The sequence below is a fragment of the Agrobacterium sp. ICMP 6402 genome, assembly GCF_009498615.1.
Classification (GTDB): Bacteria; Pseudomonadota; Alphaproteobacteria; order Rhizobiales; family Rhizobiaceae; genus Agrobacterium; species Agrobacterium burrii.
The window spans coordinates 291,076-310,270 of record NZ_QSNV01000005.1 but is presented as its reverse complement, the minus strand read 5'-3'; the positions used below and the strand labels follow the sequence as shown (position 1 = coordinate 310,270).

General features: G+C 58.3%; 14 protein-coding genes. 6 read left to right on the top strand and 8 right to left on the bottom strand.

Annotation, left to right across the window (positions count from 1 at the left end; genetic code table 11):
- Window positions 1-1,254 (bottom strand): FAD-dependent oxidoreductase, encoded by a 1,254-nt coding sequence (locus DXT96_RS16385; RefSeq protein WP_153515547.1) that lies wholly within the window; start codon window positions 1,252-1,254, stop codon window positions 1-3.
- A gap of 32 nt (window positions 1,255-1,286) precedes the next feature.
- A complete protein-coding gene (locus DXT96_RS16380) occupies window positions 1,287-1,988 on the bottom strand; it encodes a phosphatase PAP2 family protein (protein WP_153515546.1) in 702 nt (233 codons plus the stop codon).
- Window positions 1,989-2,174: 186 nt separating this feature from the next.
- Between DXT96_RS16380 and dxr the strand changes: the two genes are divergently transcribed.
- Complete coding sequence (dxr, locus tag DXT96_RS16375; RefSeq protein ID WP_153515545.1) at window positions 2,175-3,368, top strand: 1-deoxy-D-xylulose-5-phosphate reductoisomerase; 1,194 nt, start codon at window positions 2,175-2,177, stop codon at window positions 3,366-3,368.
- Between the two features lie 67 nt (window positions 3,369-3,435).
- On the opposite strand, the gene DXT96_RS16370 is transcribed toward dxr, so the two are convergent.
- Both DXT96_RS16370 and hemA read right to left on the bottom strand, forming a co-directional pair.
- On the bottom strand, window positions 3,436-3,921 hold the full coding sequence (locus DXT96_RS16370; RefSeq protein WP_153515544.1) for a hypothetical protein: 486 nt from the start codon (window positions 3,919-3,921) through the stop codon (window positions 3,436-3,438).
- 47 nt (window positions 3,922-3,968) lie between these two features.
- Window positions 3,969-5,186: a 5-aminolevulinate synthase gene (gene hemA / locus DXT96_RS16365; protein ID WP_045021181.1), complete on the bottom strand. Its 1,218-nt coding sequence runs from the start codon at window positions 5,184-5,186 to the stop codon at window positions 3,969-3,971.
- Window positions 5,187-5,557: 371 nt separating this feature from the next.
- Here hemA and DXT96_RS16360 point away from each other — a divergent pair, with 371 nt between their 5' ends.
- The 5 genes from DXT96_RS16360 (at window position 5,558) to DXT96_RS16335 (ending at window position 15,006) form a co-directional block, all read left to right on the top strand.
- Entirely contained in the window at window positions 5,558-5,809 is a 252-nt protein-coding gene (locus DXT96_RS16360; RefSeq protein WP_003492347.1) for a YMGG-like glycine zipper-containing protein, read from the top strand.
- A gap of 175 nt (window positions 5,810-5,984) precedes the next feature.
- Window positions 5,985-7,910: an autotransporter assembly complex family protein gene (locus tag DXT96_RS16355; RefSeq protein ID WP_153515543.1), complete on the top strand. Its 1,926-nt coding sequence runs from the start codon at window positions 5,985-5,987 to the stop codon at window positions 7,908-7,910.
- A 45-nt stretch (window positions 7,911-7,955) separates the two neighbouring features.
- Window positions 7,956-12,116 carry a translocation/assembly module TamB domain-containing protein gene (locus tag DXT96_RS16350; protein WP_153515542.1) on the top strand — a complete coding sequence of 1,387 codons (4,161 nt, stop codon included), beginning with the start codon at window positions 7,956-7,958 and terminating at the stop codon, window positions 12,114-12,116.
- A 264-nt stretch (window positions 12,117-12,380) separates the two neighbouring features.
- Window positions 12,381-12,857 carry a chemotaxis protein CheW gene (locus tag DXT96_RS16340; protein WP_003504949.1) on the top strand — a complete coding sequence of 159 codons (477 nt, stop codon included), beginning with the start codon at window positions 12,381-12,383 and terminating at the stop codon, window positions 12,855-12,857.
- Window positions 12,858-13,230: 373 nt separating this feature from the next.
- Window positions 13,231-15,006 carry a methyl-accepting chemotaxis protein gene (locus DXT96_RS16335; RefSeq protein ID WP_153515540.1) on the top strand — a complete coding sequence of 592 codons (1,776 nt, stop codon included), beginning with the start codon at window positions 13,231-13,233 and terminating at the stop codon, window positions 15,004-15,006.
- Between the two features lie 144 nt (window positions 15,007-15,150).
- On the opposite strand, the gene fdhD is transcribed toward DXT96_RS16335, so the two are convergent.
- From fdhD to DXT96_RS16315, 4 genes are all read right to left on the bottom strand, one after another.
- Window positions 15,151-15,957, bottom strand: a complete 807-nt coding sequence (gene fdhD, locus DXT96_RS16330; protein ID WP_371418895.1) for a formate dehydrogenase accessory sulfurtransferase FdhD — start codon at window positions 15,955-15,957, stop codon at window positions 15,151-15,153.
- 322 nt (window positions 15,958-16,279) lie between these two features.
- Complete coding sequence (locus DXT96_RS16325) at window positions 16,280-16,690, bottom strand: F0F1 ATP synthase subunit epsilon (protein WP_149900540.1); 411 nt, start codon at window positions 16,688-16,690, stop codon at window positions 16,280-16,282.
- Window positions 16,691-16,819: 129 nt separating this feature from the next.
- Window positions 16,820-18,274 (bottom strand): F0F1 ATP synthase subunit beta, encoded by a 1,455-nt coding sequence (gene atpD, locus DXT96_RS16320; RefSeq protein WP_149900539.1) that lies wholly within the window; start codon window positions 18,272-18,274, stop codon window positions 16,820-16,822.
- Window positions 18,275-18,297: 23 nt separating this feature from the next.
- Entirely contained in the window at window positions 18,298-19,176 is an 879-nt protein-coding gene (locus tag DXT96_RS16315) for a F0F1 ATP synthase subunit gamma (RefSeq protein WP_149900538.1), read from the bottom strand.
- Between the last annotated feature and the right edge of the window lie 19 nt (window positions 19,177-19,195).

Below are 19,195 nucleotides of genomic sequence, written 5' to 3'. Positions count from 1 at the left end.
TTATGTCTCGATCTTTTCCCGGCGGAAGCCCAGCCCGACCAGGCGGCCCGTCAAATGGGCAAAAAGCGGAAATCGCATGATCGCCCGCACGAAGGCCGGCGGACCTTTCGGCTTTTCCGCCTTCTCCGCCTGCCCCTTCTTGCGACCGATACGCATCATCCGTTGCAGAAATTGCGTGGCCTTGGTTGGGAAGGACCGCCGTTTTTCGATTGCGGCGAGATCGTCATCGGTAATGGCCCGACCGGACAAGAGCACCGGTACGAGCACATTGGCCGCAGCAACGGCATCCTGAACGGCCAGATTGACGCCGACACCGCCAACCGGCGACATCGCATGGGCCGCGTCCCCAATGCAGATCAGACCGGGTTTCCACCAGCGCTTCAACCGGTCGATGCGAACAGTCAGCAGATGCACATCATCCCAGCTCGTAAGCTCGTCAAGCCTCTCGCGCGGGAAAGGGCAGATTTCCGCCACCCTGTCCCTGAACGCCTCAAGTCCCTGCAGCTTGATGTCCGCGAAAAACCCCTTGCGCACCACATAACCGCATTGCCAGTAATCGCCCCGGTTGATCATCACGAAACCCTGTCGGGAGCCTACATGACCCATGGTTTCGGTCGAATCGCCCGGCTGTTTCGAAAGGCGCATCCACAGCACCTCGGTCGGAATACCGAACCGCTGGATTTCGAGCCCCGCCGCCTCGCGGACGATGGAGTTGCGGCCATCCGCACCCACCACCAGATCAGCGGCGATCTCGATCACACCATCAGGTGTATTGGCGATGAGACCGCCGACGCGCCCATCACGCTCGATCAGGCCAGTGACCGGCGCATTCATCAGCAGCCGGAAGTTCTCATATTGTCCGGCCTTGCCGACGATGAAATTGAGAAAATCCCATTGCGGCATGAAGGCAATGAAGCGATAGCGGACCGGTAACCGGGAAAAATCCGCAATCGTGATGCGCTCATCGCCGATAACCGCATTCAGCCGCGGCGCACGGGTATGCGGCAGGCTCAGAAACTCCTCGATGAAACCCAGCTGCTCCATCAGTTCAAGCGTGGAAGGGTGGATGGTGTCGCCGCGAAAATCGCGCAGGAAATCTCCGTGTTTTTCGACCACCGTCACATCGATACCGCTGCGCGCAAGCAGCAGGCCAAGCATCACACCCGCCGGCCCACCGCCGGCAATGGCAACGGAGGTGCGGATGTGCTGAACGGCCCTGCCGTCATTTTCCGGCGCGACTTTCGCTTCTTCCATCACATCTCTCCGTTTCCGCCCCGTAAACGTCCCTATCGTGGATCCGCTACCGGAAGATTTGCATTTTTCGGCTGCGGCCAGCCATAGGCATCGAACCGAAACAGCATTTCGGACCGGGCAAAGATAAAAGCGAAGGCCATGGCCGTCCACATACCGAGCAACAGCCCGGCGGCAACGTCGCTTGGATAATGCGCGCCAACGATGACACGGGAAACGCCGATGACAAGGGCAAGCAAAAGAAACGCCCAGCGGAAGCGCGGCATCAGCATGGCAAAAACACCGAAAAATGCTCCTGCAGCGGTCGAATGGCCGGAAGGAAAGCTCTCATAGAGATTATCCCCGGTAAATGGGGTGAGGCTATAGGCGCCGATTTCCAGGAAAAGCTCCGGCCGCGCCCGCCCGATCAGGAATTTCAGCGTATGGACGAGAATGCTCGCCGTTCCGATCGTCAGGAAAAAATAGGCGAGAAGCCGCCATGCTGTTCTCAAGCGCCCCGCATAGGTCTGCGCCTGCAAGACCCGTGCGCCGACATAGGCGAGAATGGCAAGGGCGCCCGTGGAATAAAGCATCCAACTGAAGGTTCCGAAATCGGTGATGGCGCGATTGAAGGAGACGATCGTTCCGGGCAGGGCCTGCGCGCTTTCGGAAAGACGTGGATCGAGAGGAATAAAGACCAGCACCAGCACAAGGCTTGCCGCAAAAATCCATCCGCTGGAAACCAGGAAACGTCGCATCTAAGTCCTCTCATCGTTTTTCTTGCATATGGCTTTGCCATCCGCAAAAACAATAGCCGGGCTTTATCCTTGTTATGGCTGATTTTCGCGAGTAGAGGCTAATGCATGTCACCGAAACCGTGCAGCGGTTTCGCAAGAATGACATGCTCTAAAAGGTGCGAACCGCACAATACCGACGGACCGAAGATGACGAATGCCAGTGAAATGCCACGCAAACTGACGATATTGGGTTCGACCGGTTCGATCGGCACCAACACGCTGGATGTCGTGCGTCAACTGGGCGGCCGCGACCAATTCCAGATCATGGCGCTGACCGGCGCGGGAAATATCGCGCTTCTGGCAGAGCAGGCGCGTCAATTCAGCGCACAGATGGTGGTGACGGCCGAAGATGACAAATATGAAGAATTGAAATCCGCCCTTGCCGGCACCGGTGTAAAAGTCGCGGCTGGCAAATCCGGCCTTGAAGAAGCGGCTTCGATGGAGGCCGGCTGGGTGATGGCGGCGATTGCCGGGACGCCTGGCCTTGCCCCGACGCTGACAGCCGCCCGGCGCGGCGCCGATATCGCCCTTGCCAACAAGGAATGCCTCGTTTCAGCCGGCGATGTTTTTCTGCGCACGGTCAAACAGGGCGGCGGCAGGCTGATCCCGGTCGATAGCGAACATAGCGCGATCTTCCAGTGCCTGACGGGGGATCACAAACAGGCCGTGGAGCGTATTGTGCTGACGGCCTCCGGCGGGCCATTCCGCACCTGGTCGCGCGACGAGATGGCCAATGTCACGGCCGATATTGCCCGCGCCCATCCCAACTGGTCGATGGGGCTGAAGGTCTCCATCGGCAGCGCCTCCATGTTCAACAAGGGGCTGGAAATGATCGAGGCGAAATACCTCTTCGATCTCAGACCCGATCAGGTTGAGGTGATCGTCCATCCGCAATCGATCATACATTCGATGGTCGGTTACAGCGACGGTTCCTATATCGCCCAGCTCGGTTCACCCGACATGCGCACCGCCATCTCCTATGCCCTTACCTATCCGCAGCGCGGCAATCTGAACGTTGCGCGGCTGGATTTCGCAAAACTGGCGCGGCTCGATTTCGAGGCACCGGATGAAGCCCGCTTCCCCGCGCTGCGGCTCGCCCGTATGGCGCTGGAGCGTGGCGGTTTACAGGGTGCTGTCCTGAATGCAGCCGAAGAAACCGCCTTTCACGCCTTCGTTGCGGGCGGCATCGGCTTCCTCGATATGGCTGAAATCGTCGAAACGGTCATGAACCGCATGCATGACGGCCGGTCCGCCGCCACGATTGAAGATGTGTTTGCGGCAGACAGGGAAGCTCGGGATCATGCAATGGAAATAGTCACGGACATTGGAAAAGCGGCTTGAACGGCACGCCATAGAAACACGGTCTCAAAGGGTTGGCATCACCCTGATATGCCGGCGCGCCGGCCGCCTATTCCGATATCATCCAGTAAGAGATGACGCGGATTTTGTCTGGACTGTTCCAGTGGATCGACAGCTTGAAATCCGGCAAGATCCATTGGTGAATATCATATCGTCCGACCCGGTCCGGCTCGCCCAGTTTGGCAATTGCGTCGACCTTGGTGTCCGAGAAACGAAGGTCTTTCCACAAAGACCCGCCATAGGTTTCGACACCTTTTTCATAACCCCAGCAAGCGCAACTCATCAGCAGGTTCGGACCCTCACCAACGGAATGGCCATCGCTTTCGTTCCCGAGAGCCCGGTCTTTGAAATGGAAATCCACGCCGAACGTTGCCGCGCTGAGATCAAATATCGCCAGATCCCTGTCGAGTTTGATGGCATCCGACCAACTCACACCAAAAGGTGCCACGATCTTCGTGACGGCTTCGCTATCGAATGGCTTTGCGAGCGCGGCTATGAAATCTTCCGGTTCGGGATACTGGATCGATGTCTGCATCTCACCTCTCCGCGTTCGCTTCTCTTACCCTTGAACTCAGTCGGGCCTCACGCCACCGCCCGCGCCAGCGCGCAATGTGACCAGAGCTGATGCAACGCACCGACCAACTGCTCAATATCGGCATCGGTATGCAGCGGCGTCGGGGTAATACGCAGGCGCTCTGTCTTTCGCGGCACGGTCGGATAATTGATCGGCTGCACATAGACGCCGTGATTGTCGAGCAGGATATCCGAAATCCACTTGCACTTGGCGGCATCGCCCACCATGACAGGCACGATGTGGCTTGGATTGTCCATATGCGGAATGCCGCGCGCGTCGAGAAGGCCGCGCAGCTTGCGCACCCGGTCCTGATGGCGGGCGCGCTCGAAGGGGCTGGCCTTCAGATGCTGGATCGAGGCAATGGCACCGGCAGCAAGCGACGGCGGCAGGGCCGTGGTGAAGATGAAGCCGGAGGCGAAAGAGCGGATGAAATCGCAGACCGCCGTCGAACCGGTAATATAACCGCCCATGACGCCGAAGGCCTTGCCAAGCGTTCCCTCGATGATCGTCAGGCGATCCATCAGGCCTTCGCGCTCGGCAATGCCGCCGCCGCGCGGACCGTACATGCCAACCGCGTGAACTTCGTCGAGATAGGTCATGGCGCCATAACGATCGGCCAGATCGCAGATTTCCTTGATCGGCGCGATATCGCCATCCATCGAATAGACGGATTCAAAGGCGATGAGCTTCGGCGCGTTCGGATCGGCAGCCTTGAGCTTTGCCTCGAGATCTTCGAGATCGTTGTGCTTCCAGATCACTCGCTCGCAACGGCCATAACGAATGCCCTCGATCATCGAAGCATGGTTCAGCGCATCGGAGAAAATGATGAGGCCCGGAATCTTCTGGCCGAGTGTGCCGAGTGTTGCCCAGTTGGACACATAACCCGAGGTGAAGATCAGCGCCGATTCCTTGCCGTGCAGATCGGCAAGTTCCTGTTCGAGCAAGACATGATAATGGTTGGTACCAGAAATATTCCGGGTGCCTCCCGCACCCGCGCCACAGTGATCGATCGCCGCTTTCATGGCTTCGATGACTTTCGGGTTCTGGCCCATGCCGAGATAGTCGTTGGAGCACCAGACCGTTACGTCCTTGCGCTCGCCATTGGCGTTATACCGTGTCGCGCGGGGAAAATTGCCCTGCTGGCGTTCGATATCCGCAAAAACGCGATAACGTCCCTCAGAATGCAAGCTTTGCAGTTCCGTCGTGAAAAATGCCTCGAAGTCCATGCCATGCTCCAGAATTGACCAGACCGTTTTCCGCTCCGCTACCGGGACCGTCAACCCTTTCGGGCCACTTTAACCGCGTCTGCGTCAATTCGCCGTTGTTTTGAACCATTCCAATAAACCGTTTATAGCCGTCGATGAAAAGTACAAAATTGATTCACATCAAAAAACCACGAATTTTGGAACCTTTTTCGCGTAGCCCCGTTGTCTGGCACGCAATCGATTTACGCTCGGCGGAATCCCCGAAACAGGAGGCTTCCCTAAACGACATCGAATTGTTAGTTATCTGTGGCGGTCGGAGGTAGCAGTCGCCGCAGATAAATATGGGACGCCTACCGAGCCGAAGAGCTCATTGTAACGTTGGAGAGAGTTTCATGAAAAAGGCAATCATATTTGCGCTGGTCGGCCTGTCGCTTGCAAGCTGCACGCAGACCGAAAAGGGTGCTTCGATCGGTGCCGTTTCCGGTGCGGTCCTTGGCGGCGCTATCACGGGCAATGTTCGTGGCGCAGCAGTGGGTGCGGCCATCGGCGGTGTAGGCGGTGCCTTGATCGGCAATGCTTCCGAGCCGGGCTATTGCTATTATCGCGACCAGTACGGTCAGCGTTACACGGCGCGTTGCCGTTAATCGCACCGCGAAATACCGTTGCACAGAAGCCCCGGTCACCCGGGGCTTTTTGCGTTAAGGCGGGCAAAATGCAAGTCAAAGGGTCCTCAACGCCGTTTATTTATGATTAAATTGCAATGTTAACGGACAGGAAACGGGTTGGAGCCAAAATAAATGCTCAACCATAAAGCAGCTTATGCGAAGAACACGAACTAACCCGAAGACAGGTATTGCGTATCGGAAAGCTGGCACCGCACTTGCGGTTGCTTTCACGTTCGCCCTGTATCCGGCGTTTACCCGTGACGCCTTTGCCTTCAAACTGTTCGGTGTGCGCCTCTGGGGTTCGGAAGAACCGGAGGTTGAAGTCATCAATCCGGTCAAATATGCCGTCACGCTTGACGCAGGTGAAGCAGATAAGTCGCTGAAAGGCAGCCTGGAAAACAGCTCGCTTCTTCTCGCCGACAAGGACAAGCCCGCCTCCGGTGATCTCGGCCTCCTGATAAAGGCGAGAGACGACAGGGACAGGCTGATCGCCGCGCTTTACGAAAACGCGCGTTACGGCGGCATCGTCAAGGTCACCCTCGCCGGCAAGGATGTGGATGCCCTGCCGCCCAATCCCGTCTTTGATCACAGCGCGCCCGTACCGGTGGTTATAACGGTGACGCCAGGTCCGAAATTCACGCTGGGCAGCGTCCGGCTCGAAGGCGATGTGACGGGCCGCAACCTTGAAGAATACGGCCTGACCACCGGCGGCGAGGCCGGATCTCTGGCAATCATCCGCGCCGGCAACAAGCTTATCGACGATTTGAAGGCCGAAGGCCGTCCGCTTGCCAAGCTGACGAAACGCGAGGCGGTGGCAAACCACGCGACGAACACGGTTGACATTACCATGGCTGCAGCAGGCGGGCCGGTTGCCCCACTGGGCACGGTTACCGTCACCGGCGAAAAAACCGTCGATGGCGATTTCATCCGCCGTTATTCGCGCCTCAATGGCGGCGAACCCTATTCGCCGGAAAAGCTGCGCAAGGCTGCGGATCGGCTACGCCAGCTGGGCGTCTTCTCCAGCCTGACGATCAAGGAAGCGGGCACGCTGGCGCGCGACGGCACAATTCCGCTCACCATCGAAGTGTCTGAAGGCAAGCACCGCTATTTCGGCGTCGGCGCGCAATATTCCACCACCGAAGGCATCGGCCTTCAGGGATATTGGGGCCACAGAAACCTGTTCGGACAGGCGGAGTCGCTGCGTATCGAAGGATCGGTCTCGCGCATCGCCGAGGCATCAAGCGTCGAAGGCATGGATTATTCGGCCGGCATCACCTTCATCAAGCCCGGCATGTTCAATCCGCGTACGACCTTCAAGACAAGCCTGATCGCCAAGACCGAACACCCCGACACATACGACGCCAAGACGGTGACGGGCACGGCCGGTTTTGCCTACGAGCTCAACGACACCGACACCGCCGCCGCCGGTCTCGAGGTGCAATGGGCCGATACCGAAGACGCCTTCGGCAAGAATGAATATCTGACCACCTCCATCCCGCTGGAATTCGTTCGCGATACACGCGACGACAAACTCAACCCCACCGAAGGTTTTCGTGCGTCGATTGCCGCCAAGCCCAGCTATGAGGCGCTGAACGGCACGTTCTTCTCGTCGTTCGAAGGCTCGATCAGCGGTTACAAGGGGCTTGGCGCGGAAGACCGGCTGATCATGGCCGGAAAGCTTTCCGGCGGCGTGCTCGTGGGCGGCAGCAACCTGCAGGACATCCCCACCACACGGCGCTTTTATGCAGGCGGCGGCGGATCGGTGCGCGGTTACAGCTATCAGGAAATATCACCCTATAATGCAGCGGGCGACGCGACCGGCGGCCGCTCCTATGTGGTCGGCTCCGTTGAGGCCCGCATCAAGGTCACCGATACGATCGGCATCGTGCCTTTCATCGATGCGGGTGTAGTATCGGAAGATGTGGCGCCAGATTTTTCCGATATCCGGGCGGGCGCCGGCATTGGCCTGCGTTACGCAACGCCCTTCGGGCCTTTGCGTCTCGACGTCGCCATGCCGCTTGATAAATATGATGGCGGTAACAGTTTCGGCATTTATGCTGGCATCGGCCAGTCTTTTTAAACGCCACCATCGAACACCCTTGAAGCAGAGTGTAGATTACCTTTGATGAAAATGTTGATTCGATTGCTGAAATGGCTGGGCTACGTTGCCTTGTGCGGCGTGGTGCTGGTGCTGCTTGCGGTTCTGTTTGTCGGGTTTACACCGATGGGCGCCAGAATTGCAGCGAAGCAGATTTCAGCACTTGTATCGACGCCCGATCAGACGATCGAGATTTCTCCCCCGAGCGGCCTTTTGACCGGCCGACTGCGGCTCGACAACGTCACCCTTTCAGACCGGCAGGGACCCTATGCCCGCGTGAACCAGATCGCCGTCGACTGGTCGCCGCTCTCGCTGCTTGCCGGAACCTTTCATGCCGACCGGGTCTCGGCCGGATCGATCGATGTCGAGCGTAAACCGCTTGCCGCTGAACAGACGCCGACCAAAAGCTCCGGTAGTTCGTCGCTGCCGATTGAAGTCGGCATCGATAATTTCAGCTTCCCCGACATCAGCCTTGGCCAATCACTTCTGGGCAGCCCTTTCGAGCTGACGGCCGAAGGTAATCTCAAGGCTGCCCGGGACGATATCAGGCTGTCGCTATCGGCCCATCGGATCAATGCTGTAAATGCTGCCGTGAATGCCGACATCGCCTTCCTGCCGAATGAAAATGTCCTGAAGCTGAAAGCGGAGATGAAGGAGCCCGAAGGCGGGCTTCTCGCCACGCTGCTTTCGCTGCCCGGTACGCCCGCAGTGGCAATCGACGTGAACGGCGAAGGACCGCTTTCCAACTGGACCGGCACGCTGCGCGGCAGTGTCGCCGGTAACCCCGTCGTCAATGTTAGCGGCCGCCATACTCTTGGCGATGACGGCACGCGCCGTATCGAGATCGCGGGCGGTGGCCAGCCGGATCTGCTCCTTCCCCCCGCCTTCCGCCAGCTTTTTGCCGGTGAGACGAAGCTCGATGCAAACGCCACGCTCTCACCGCAGGGCCGTATCGAAATCGGCAGCAGTACGCTGGAGACCGGCACATTGTTGCTGACCGCTTCCGGCACCATCGATCCGAACGGTCAAAACGATCTTGCCGCCAACCTCATCGGCACCGCCGGTCCCGTCGATTTCCGCTGGCCTCTCAGCAATGGCGAAGTTCAGGCCCTCATCAACGGCCTTGACCTTTCCCTGAAAGGCAACGCGGATGCCGCACACCTGAAGACCACGGCATCATTGCGCAGCCTTGCCCTGCCCCAGGGCCGGCTTGACGATGTCAAACTGACGGCCGAAAGCACCGACCTCAACATCGCCAGCCGCAGCGGCACCATCGCCACCGTCCTGTCAGTTACGCAATCATCCTTCGTCAGCCCTGATATCGACAGGCTGGTGCGTGCGCCACTCGCCATCAAGGCGCCACTCAGCCTCACCTCTTCCGCCATCGGCTTTGACGGTGCAACGCTCGAAAGCGCCAGTGTCGGCGGAACTCTGAACGGCAGTTTCGATCTCGCCAATAATCGCCTGACCTCCAGTGTGCAGCTCTTCGCCCTGCCGGCCATCCTGCCGCCGGCGCTCGCAGAAAAATTCGACACCACAATCGCCCTGCAGGGCGATATCGACCTCACCATTGGCGGGCGCACCAGCGTTGAGAACCTCACCGTCAAATCCGGTACGATAGAGGCGGCGGGCAATGTCAGCCTCGAAAACGACGCGCTAAGCGCCAGCCTGACCGGCAAATTTCCCGCTCTCGAAAAGCTGACACCGCAGGCAAAGGGTGTCGCAAAGTTTGCAATCGATGCCCGCGGCGCAGTGTCTGCACCTGATTTCAACATCGCCCTGAGTTCCGAAAGCGCTATCCTTGCCGGACGAACCCTCGAAGCACTGAAAATCAATGCCACAGGCAAGGCTGATCCCGCAGCACCGCAGGCGAAGCTCACCGCCAGCGGCAGCCTCGACCGGCAGAAGATCGATGCCAACGCCAATGTGGTGCAAACGGAGAACGGTACGGCGATACCTGAACTGCATGTGGCCGTGGGCCGTAACCTGCTGAACGGGCAGCTGCAATTCTCGCAGCAATTCCTGCCCACGGGTAATCTTTCGTTCAATTTCCCCGATCTTGCCCTGCTGGCCGCACTTGCCGCGCAGCAGGCGGATGGCGATATTGCCGGCGATATCGCCCTGAGCAACGCCAATGGCCGGATCGCCGCGACGATAAAGGCCAATGGCGGCAGCATCCGTCAGGGCACGACGACAATCTCCAAACTCGCCGCCGATATCTCCATCGACGACCTGCAGGCGCTCGCGATCAACGGCAAGGTCAGTGCCGACAGCGTCAATGCCGGCGCCGCCTCGATTTCCGGCCTGAACGCCACCATCGGCCATTCCGGCACGACAACGCAATTCGACGTCAACGGCCGTTACGACAATGCACCGCTGGTGGTGAAGGGCAGCGCCGATACCGGCGGAACGCCGATGACGGTAAGGCTCGACGCCTTTTCCGCCGCCCCCAAGGGCATTGCCGTGCGGCTTGAAAAACCAAGCACCATTGCCATTCAGAATGGCACGGCGCGCATCTCCGATCTGACAATCATCACCGGCGACGGGCGCATTGAGGTCAACGGCACCGCCGGATCGGCGCTCGACATCAATGCCGATATCCGGTCGCTTCCCGCCAGTCTTGCAAATGCCTTCGCTGCCGGGCTGGATGCGGCAGGCAGCATATCCGGCACCGTCAGCGCCAAGGGCGCGGCATCCGACCCCTCGGTCGATTATAATCTCAACTGGGCAAATGCCGAGGTCTCGCAGACCCGCGCCGCCGGGCTTGCAGCACTTGGCATCAAGGCGAACGGCCGTTTCGCCGGCGGCACGCTACAGATCGATACGAATGTGACCGGTCAGGGCGGCATGGCGCTCTCGGGCGGCGGTTCTCTCGGCATCGCCGGCAATCGCCCGCTTTCGATGGCCTTTACCGGCAGGTTGCCCTTCTCCGCGGTTGCGGCGCAAACCGCAGCGCAGGGTCTCGATGTGGACGGCACGGCCGCCATCGACGTGAAAATTTCTGGCAGCGCCACAGCACCTGTTGTTACCGGCAGCATCACCACCGATAGCACGCGCCTGACCGACGTGCGCCGGAACCTGACCGTCAACGGACTGGGAGCAACCATCACCTTCGATCGCGACCGCGCCATCATTTCCCGCCTGACAGGTAAGCTGGCGGGCGGCGGAACGATCTCGGGAACCGGCAGCGTCGGCATAGCCGGCGGGTCGGGTTTCCCTGCCGATATATCGATCACACTCGATCGTGCCGGTTATAATGACGGCACACTGGTGACGACGGTGGTGAGCGGCACATTGACGCTGAAAGGCCCGTTGCTGAATTCCCCCGTGCTTGGCGGCAACCTGACGCTGGACAGAAGCGCCATCACCATTCCGGAAAAACTCCCGGCCTCGTTGACGGAAATCGACATCAAGCACAAGAACGCCCCGCCAAAGGTGCGCGCGCAGGCGAAAGCGCTCGGTGGCGATCAGGGCGGCAGCGGCAGCTCTTCCACCATCAATCTCGATCTGCAGGTGAATGCACCGAGCGGCATCTTCGTGCGCGGACGCGGAATCGATGCGGAACTGATCGGCAATCTGACGATCCGCGGCACGGCGGCTGTCCCCGTCATTTCGGGCGGTTTTGAAATGCGTCGTGGCAGGCTGGAAATCCTCACCCGTCGTCTTGATTTCACCACCGGCAACATCAGCTTCGGTGGCGGCCTTATCCCGGTTCTCGATATGAAGGCGGATTCGACGGTCGGTTCAACCACCGTCACGGTTGCGGTTTCCGGCAATGCCAACGACCCGACATTCGCCTTCTCCTCGGCCCCCGCGCTGCCGCAGGATGAAGTCATGGCGCAGCTGATCTTTGGCCAGTCCATGTCGAAACTCTCCGCTCTGCAGATCGCCCGGCTGGCAGATGCCGCCGCACAACTGGCCGGCGGTCGCTCAACCTCGCTGTTCGACAAGCTCAGAAGCAATCTCGGCGTCGATGATCTGGATATTTCGACCGATTCAGAAGGCCAGGCCCGCGTTTCCGCCGGCAAATATCTCAATGAGAGAACCTATCTCGAATTGGAGCAGAGCGGTGAATCCGGTGCCAAAGCCATCATCAACCTCGATGTCGGGCGCGGTGTGAAACTGCGCGGTGAGGCGGGCGGCGATGGCGAAGGTGCAGCCGGTATATTTTACGAGAAAGAATACTAAGCACTCCAGTCAAAGTGCGTAGCGGTTTTACGTTCGGACAATGCGTAAATCAAAGAGAGAGCGTTTTCGCATTCAAAGAAAAGCGAAAACGCTCCAGAGCCGTGCGCATTTAGGTTTGCGAAACCATCTCATGATAACAATCATTGAATGAAGACGGAAATATTGTTTCCGGCTGTTCAGGCACCAGGCAGAACGCCAAATCCGCATATGCAAGTGTCGGTGCACTTGCGCCGGCCTCCACAGCGAGCATTGGGAAGAATTCTGATGGCAATGATAAACTCTACCAATTTTGGCGGTGAGACGCTGGAAATCATCGCGTTCCGCCTGCACGATCAGGAATTCTGCGTGAAGACGACGACTATCCGCGAAATTCGCGGCTGGGCGCCTTCCACGCCTATTCCCCACGCGCCGAAAGACGTTATCGGCGTCATGAACCTGCGTGGCTCGGTCATTCCGATCATCGATCTGGCCCACAAGCTCGGCATGAAAAGCACCGTCGCCAATGAGAGAAGCGCCATCGTGGTGGCCGAAGTGCACAACATGGTCATCGGCATGCTGGTTGATCGCGTGTCCGACATTCTGACGATCCCGGCAAATCAGGTACAGCCGGTTCCGGAAATCTCCGCCTCTTTTGACAAGTCCTATTCCGAAGGCATCATCGCCAACGAACACGGCATGATCTGCTTCCTGAACCTCGCCAAGATGTTCAAGGGAACCGAAGCGGAAGATCTCGCGGCTTAAGCCCGCCTATTGGCCGGCTTTTCCTTACCGGTCCGCATTCTGACGCATGCAAAAGAGACGAGCCTGTTTCGTTCCAAATACCGACAATCAGACCAGACCGCCGGAGCATCGCCCGGCGGTTTTGTTTTTTCTACTCCTGCGTTTTTAAATAAGAACATTTTAATATTATAGATATCTAATATTAAAAGCTGAAAATCAGTACCGCACCGACACGCCATCTCGCGGGTCCGATACCTGACCTAGGCCGATAAGACGCAAGTGCCTGCATTGCCGCTTTCTGCGGCAAACCTGTTCGTTGTTCAACATGATACGGCGCGGACCGCATCCTCTTATGCGGTTGGCCGCGCCGTGGCCGATATTCGGGGGACGTCCAATGCTGGGGTTAGGGAAAAGCGCAGATAACCGAAACATGCTCGATGCGATCTCCAGATCGCAGGCAGTCATAGAGTTCGATCTCAAAGGTAATATTCTCACGGCAAACGGCAATTTCTGCGTGGCGCTGGGTTATGATCTCGCCGAAATCACCGGCAAGCATCATCGCATCTTCTGCGACGGCGATTTCGCCGCATCGCGTGCCTATCAGGAGTTCTGGGAATCTCTCGCCCGTGGCGAGTTTCAGGCCAAGGAATATCGGCGTATCCGCAAGGACGGCGCGGTCATCTGGATCGAGGCTTCCTACAACCCGGTTTTTCGTTCGAGCAAGCCCTACAAGGTGATCAAGATCGCCACCGATATCACCGCCAAGAAGATCAAGGCTGCGGAAGACGCCGGCAAACTGGAAGCACTCTCCCGCTCGCAGGCCACCATCGAATTTTTTCCCGACGGCACGATCATCACCGCCAATCCGAATTTCTGCGCCACGGTGAATTACGACCTCAAGGAAATCGAGGGCAAACACCACCGCATGTTCTGCGATCCCGCCTATGCGGCGTCACCCGCCTATGGCAATTTCTGGCAACGGCTGGCATCGGGGGAATTCATCTCGGATGAATTCGTGCGTTATGGCAAAAACGGCAAGGAAATATGGATCCAGGCCGCCTATAATCCGGTGCTGGATGACACCGGCAAGGTGGTGAAAGTGGTGAAATTTGCCACCGACGTGACACCGCGTATGAGCGCCATCACCGTTCTAGCCAATGGCCTGCAGGCGCTGGCCGATGGCGACCTCGTGCAGCGCCTCGACAATGGCTTCGTACCCAGCATGGAAAAATTGCGCCACGACTTCAACGAGGTTGTCGGCAAGCTTCAGTCCACAATGCAGACCATCGCCCACAACGCCTCCACCATCGCATCCGGTTCAGGCGAGATCCGTATTGCAGCCGATCAGCTCTCGCAGCGCACCGAACAGCAGGCCGCCTCACTGGAAGAGACGGCAGCCGCATTGGAAGAAATCACCACCACTGTTACCGATGCCAGCCAGCGCGCCGGCGATGCCGGTAAGTTGGTACTACGGACGAAAGACCATGCCGAACATTCCGGCGAGATCGTTCAGCAGGCGATTTCCGCCATGGACGCAATCTCGCGCTCGTCCGGCGAAATCACCAACATCATCGGCGTCATCGACGACATTGCCTTCCAGACCAATCTTCTCGCGCTGAATGCGGGCGTCGAAGCCGCCCGCGCCGGTGAAGCAGGCAAGGGTTTCGCAGTCGTGGCGCAAGAAGTGCGGGAACTTGCGCAGCGATCCGCCCGCGCGGCCAAGGAAATCAAGTCGCTTATCAATACCTCACGCGAACAGGTTGCCAATGGTGTTGATCTGGTCGGCAGAACCGGTAGCGCCTTGCGGGATATCCAGTCCCAGATGGGCGAAATCGATGCTAACGTCTCCGCCATCGTTGAGGCCTCGCGCGAACAGGCGAACGGGCTGAGGGAAATCAATCAGGCCGTCAACATCATGGACCAGGCGACCCAGAAAAACGCCGCCATGGTGGAGGAAACCACGGCCGCCAGCCACGGCCTCGCCAATGAAGCGGAAACCCTGCACGAATTGCTGCGGCAATTCAGAATATCGCACGGGGCATCGGCATCACCGGCCCGGCCAACCGACAAAAAGCCAGCGATGGTCACCAGACTGCCGACACCACAACCTCGATATGCCACCGCAACGAGGTCTCAGGGAAATGCCGTAGCCGAATGGGCGGAGTTTTAGCCCTCTGAAACAGGATGGCCACCAAAGGCGACGGCCTTAGAGCATCTCCGCTTTTCTCCGAAACGCGAAAACGATCTAACCCTTTGTTTTGCGCATTTTCCGGACGTAAAACCGCTGCGCACTTTTATTGGAAATGCTCTAAAGCTAGAAAATAATGCGATCCGCGCGGGTGAAGATTTCAAAGTCTTCACCCCGCACCAGCGCAACAAGTGTGATGCCCGCTTCCTCGGCCGTTTCGATGGCCAGCGCGGTCGGTGCAGAAATGGCCGCCAGAACGGCACTGCCGAGGATCGCCGTCTTCTGAACCATCTCCACCGACAGACGGCTGGTGACACAGACCATGCCAACACCGGAAGATATGCCCGCGTTGATGACCGCGCCGGCCAGCTTGTCGAGCGCGTTGTGGCGGCCGACGTCTTCCCGCGCCACCAGCAGACCGCCTTCAGCGCTGTAAAAACCGACGCCGTGAACGGCCCTCGTCTCGCGGTTAAGGCTTTGGGCGTCGTGCAGCGCTTTCATCGCAGCAACAATGTCATGACCGTCAAAGGAAATTTCCACACCGCTCAAATCCGGCACGAGGCGAACCGCCTGCTCTATGGATTCAATACCGCACAGGCCGCAGCCCACCGGACCCGCCATATGTCGCCGTCTTGCCCGCAACGCATCGGCATTGGCATCCCGCAAATCCACCTGAACATCAAATCCCTGCCCGGCCTCGACCACTTCAACAGCCTGGATTTCGGCGCGTGACGATATGATGCCTTCTGTCAGGCTGAAACCAACGGCGAAATCGATGAGATCAGCCGGGCTGGCCATCATCACGGCATGGGTGCTGCCACCATAAGAAAAAGCGACCGGCACCTCCTCCGGCACGGCACGGCTGCCCTCCGTTACCACCCCTTCTCGCAGACCGGTTCTTGCGACCCTTCGGTAACTTGCCTCTGCCGACACGGCGATCTTCCTTCTACAACGAACACCTGCCCCGTCTCATTCCCGATCAAGAGGCCGCATCCTTTTTCGAAACCAAATCTAGCCTATAGCTCTGAAAACCGGAATCAACTTCCTGAAGCGCGTTCCGTAAAAACCGCAACCCTCTTACGGGAATGCCCCGGAACTGGTTCAAGCGGCTCGAAACACGTGCCTAAAAAAAGAAAGACGGCTTTCTCATGAGATAGTTGAGAGGCACCCGAAAAACAAAAAAGCGACCGAAGAGGCCGCTTGTTTGTTTTCAATATTTTGTGGGCAGTCATTCTTTCGAACCCGCCCGGTGCTTTCAAGCAGCGACGAGAACCTCATGCAGGTTCGTCAACTCGTAAAGGTGCTTTTCAAGCTTGGTCAGATGCTCGTGGTGATGATTGCCTTCTTCGATTTCGGACTTGGCCGCATCGATGCGCTTCTGCAGCGTGTCGGGGGACATATCATCGGCCGAAACCGCAGATTCAGCCAAAAGCGTGCAACCGGTCGGGAGAATGTCGGCAAAACCGCCGAAAACGACGTATTTATGCGTCTCACCGGAGGCGAACTTCACCGTTACCAGACCCGGCTTGATCGTCGTCATCGTCGGCGCGTGATTGGCCAGAACCGTCATCTCACCCAGCGTAGCCGGGATGACGACTTCCGTAACCGTTTCGGAAACGAGCAGACGTTCCGGGGAAACGAGATCGAATTTGAAACTGTCAGCCATGGCTATTCACTTCTTTTCAATTACGCGGGCGTCACGGACTTATTCGTTACAACACCGGCATCACCATTGCGGTTTTGCCGTCATTGCCGACAAGGCGCGCGGGTGAACCACGCGCCTGCCAATTCATCATCAGGCGGCTTCGCCAGCCAGCTTCTTTGCCTTTTCGATGGCTTCTTCCATCGAACCGACCATGTAGAAAGCAGCTTCCGGCAGGTTGTCGTATTCGCCGTTGACCAGGCCCTTGAAGCCCTTGATCGTGTCTTCGAGCGCAACGAGCTTGCCCGGCGAACCGGTGAAGACTTCGGCGACGAAGAACGGCTGCGACAGGAAGCGCTCGATCTTGCGGGCGCGGGTAACCGTCAGCTTGTCTTCTTCCGACAGTTCGTCCATGCCGAGGATGGCGATGATGTCCTGAAGCGACTTGTAACGCTGCAGGGTCGACTGAACCTTACGGGCAACCTCGTAGTGTTCTTCACCGACGATCATCGGGTCGAGCATACGCGAGGTGGAGTCGAGCGGGTCAACAGCCGGGTAAATACCCTTTTCAGCGATCGAACGCGACAGAACCGTCGTTGCGTCCAAGTGCGCGAACGAGGTGGCCGGAGCCGGGTCGGTCAAGTCGTCGGCGGGAACGTAAATCGCCTGAACAGAGGTGATCGAACCCTTGTTCGTGGTGGTGATGCGTTCCTGCATCTGGCCCATGTCAGTTGCGAGCGTCGGCTGATAGCCCACGGCCGAAGGAATACGGCCGAGCAGAGCCGACACTTCCGAACCAGCCTGCGTGAAGCGGAAGATGTTGTCCACGAAGAACAGAACGTCCTGGCCTTCATCGCGGAAGTTCTCAGCGATCGTCAGACCCGTCAGAGCGACGCGGGCGCGCGCACCCGGCGGTTCGTTCATCTGGCCGTAAACGAGAGCTGCCTTGGAACCTTCGCCGCCGCCAAGCTTGTTGACGTTCGACTCGATCATTTCGTGATAAAGGTCGTTACCTTCGCGGGTGCGTTCACCCACGCCGGCGAATACCGAGTAACCACCATGCGCCTTGGCGACGTTGTTGATCAGTTCCATGATGAGAACCGTCTTGCCAACGCCGGCGCCACCGAACAGGCCAATCTTGCCGCCCTTGGCGTAAGGAGCCAGAAGATCGACGACCTTGATACCGGTGACGAGAATCTGTGCTTCCGTCGACTGCTCGACGTAAGACGGCGCATCCTGGTGAATAGCGCGCTTCTTGGCGGTAACGATCGGGCCTGCTTCGTCAACCGGCTCGCCGATGACGTTCATGATGCGGCCAAGCGTTTCCGGACCAACCGGAACTTCGATCGGTGCACCGGTGTTGGTAACGGCCTGACCGCGGACGAGACCTTCGGTCGAGTCCATCGCGATCGTGCGGACGACGTTCTCGCCGAGATGCTGCGCGACTTCCAGAATAAGGCGGTTGCCGTTATTCTCGGTTTCAAGCGCGTTCAGGATCGAAGGCAGTTCGCCTTCGAACGCCACGTCGACAACAGCGCCGATAACCTGGGTAACCTTGCCCGCGCCGGTCACCGCTGCGGTTTTCTTGGGGGTAGCTGCCTTAGCCATAATCCTTACCCTCTTTCCTTACCTCAGAGCGCTTCCGCGCCCGAAATGATTTCAATGAGTTCCTTGGTGATCTGAGCCTGACGCTGACGGTTGTAGGAAAGCGTCAGCTTGTTGATCATCTCACCGGCATTGCGCGTTGCATTATCCATCGCGCTCATCTTGGCGCCCATTTCACCGGCAACGTTTTCGAGCAGAGCCCGGAAAACCTGAACGGAAATGTTGCGCGGAATAAGGTCTTCCAGAATAGAAGCCGCATCGGGCTCATATTCGTAGACGGCGCTCTGCGTTGCCACATCCTCTTCCACAACCGGGGTTGCGGCCGGAATGAGCTGCAGGCCGGTCGGGATCTGGCTGATGACGGACTTGAATTCCGAATAGATCAGCGTGCAGACATCGAACTCACCCGCATTGAACAGCGAGATCACCTTCTTGGCGATCTGGTCGGCGTTTTCGAAAGCAACCTTTTTCACTTCGCGCAATTCGATGCGCTCGATGATATTGGCTGAAAATTCGCGGCGAAGGCTGTCGTAGCCCTTCTTGCCGACCGTGATGATCTTGACCGTCTTGCCTTCGGAAATCAGCTTGCGGGCCTGATCGCGTGCAAAACGGGAAATCTGCGAGTTGAAACCACCGCAAAGACCACGTTCAGCCGTGCAGACGACGAGCAGATGCACGTCGTCCTTGCCGGTGCCGGTCATCAGTGCCGGAGCAACGTCCGCCTCGACCGCCTTGGCGATGTTGGCGAGAACGGCGCTCATGCGCTGAGAATAAGGCCGGGCGGCCTCCGCAGCTTCCTGGGCGCGCCGAAGCTTCGCCGCGGCGACCATTTTCATCGCCTTGGTAATCTTCTGCGTCGCCTTCACGGAGGCAATGCGGTTTTTCAGATCCTTTAGTGAAGGCATCCGTTATCCGTCCGAGTAA

What these genes read in the sequence shown, in the direction of transcription:
- DXT96_RS16385 (WP_153515547.1), bottom strand. Translation starts at nt 1,254, where the DNA reads ATGGAAGAAGCGAAAGTCGCGCCGGAAAATGACGGCAGGGCCGTTCAG.
- DXT96_RS16380 (WP_153515546.1), bottom strand. Translation starts at nt 1,988, where the DNA reads ATGCGACGTTTCCTGGTTTCCAGCGGATGGATTTTTGCGGCAAGCCTT.
- dxr (WP_153515545.1), top strand. Translation starts at nt 2,175, where the DNA reads ATGACGAATGCCAGTGAAATGCCACGCAAACTGACGATATTGGGTTCG.
- DXT96_RS16370 (WP_153515544.1), bottom strand. Translation starts at nt 3,921, where the DNA reads ATGCAGACATCGATCCAGTATCCCGAACCGGAAGATTTCATAGCCGCG.
- hemA (WP_045021181.1), bottom strand. Translation starts at nt 5,186, where the DNA reads ATGGACTTCGAGGCATTTTTCACGACGGAACTGCAAAGCTTGCATTCT.
- DXT96_RS16360 (WP_003492347.1), top strand. Translation starts at nt 5,558, where the DNA reads ATGAAAAAGGCAATCATATTTGCGCTGGTCGGCCTGTCGCTTGCAAGC.
- DXT96_RS16355 (WP_153515543.1), top strand. Translation starts at nt 5,985, where the DNA reads ATGCGAAGAACACGAACTAACCCGAAGACAGGTATTGCGTATCGGAAA.
- DXT96_RS16350 (WP_153515542.1), top strand. Translation starts at nt 7,956, where the DNA reads ATGAAAATGTTGATTCGATTGCTGAAATGGCTGGGCTACGTTGCCTTG.
- DXT96_RS16340 (WP_003504949.1), top strand. Translation starts at nt 12,381, where the DNA reads ATGGCAATGATAAACTCTACCAATTTTGGCGGTGAGACGCTGGAAATC.
- DXT96_RS16335 (WP_153515540.1), top strand. Translation starts at nt 13,231, where the DNA reads ATGCTGGGGTTAGGGAAAAGCGCAGATAACCGAAACATGCTCGATGCG.
- DXT96_RS16325 (WP_149900540.1), bottom strand. Translation starts at nt 16,690, where the DNA reads ATGGCTGACAGTTTCAAATTCGATCTCGTTTCCCCGGAACGTCTGCTC.
- atpD (WP_149900539.1), bottom strand. Translation starts at nt 18,274, where the DNA reads ATGGCTAAGGCAGCTACCCCCAAGAAAACCGCAGCGGTGACCGGCGCG.
- DXT96_RS16315 (WP_149900538.1), bottom strand. Translation starts at nt 19,176, where the DNA reads ATGCCTTCACTAAAGGATCTGAAAAACCGCATTGCCTCCGTGAAGGCG.